The following is a 493-nucleotide window of genomic DNA, read 5'->3' as shown; positions in this document are numbered from 1 at the left end:
GGTGCGCCCGTACCGGGCGGCTTTGTACTCCAGCATGTTCACGAACGCCGACCAGCCGGCGTCGTGGACGGACTTGGCCAGACGCGTGCGGGCGAGTCCTTTCACCGCGAGGTCCTCCACGGCGACCGCTTGGTTCTCGCGGATCAGCTTCGTGGAGAGCCGGTGGTGGAACTCGCGGCGCGCGTCGGCCACCTTCGCATGAGCGCGGGCGACCTTCAGCCGGGCCTTGTTCCGGTTGCTGGAGCCCTTCTCCTTGCGGGAGAGGGCGCGCTGCGCCTTCTTCAGGCGCTTCTCGGCCCGACGCAGGAAGCGCGGGCTGTCGACCTTCGTCCCGTCGGAGAGGACGGCGAAGTGCCCGAGACCGAGATCGATACCCACCTCGGGCGCGGCCTCGGGCAGCACCTCTTCCGGGCCGGTCTCGACGACGAAGCTCGCGAAATACCGGCCCGCGCCGTCCTTGACCACCGTCACCGTGGACGGCGTCGACGGCAGC

The 493-nt window shown here is 69.8% G+C and carries 1 protein-coding gene; it reads right to left on the bottom strand.

Going from position 1 to position 493, the window contains the following annotated elements:
- Positions 1-493 (bottom strand): RNA-guided endonuclease InsQ/TnpB family protein (locus tag IF47_RS0126805; protein ID WP_031511625.1); only part of this gene is annotated, 493 nt, incomplete at both ends.

Origin of the sequence: Streptomyces megasporus (assembly GCF_000718985.1) — a bacterium.
Lineage (GTDB): Bacteria > Actinomycetota > Actinomycetes > Streptomycetales > Streptomycetaceae > Streptomyces > Streptomyces megasporus.
The sequence above is the reverse complement of the archived record's forward strand: the minus strand, read 5'-3'. Positions and strand labels throughout refer to the sequence as shown.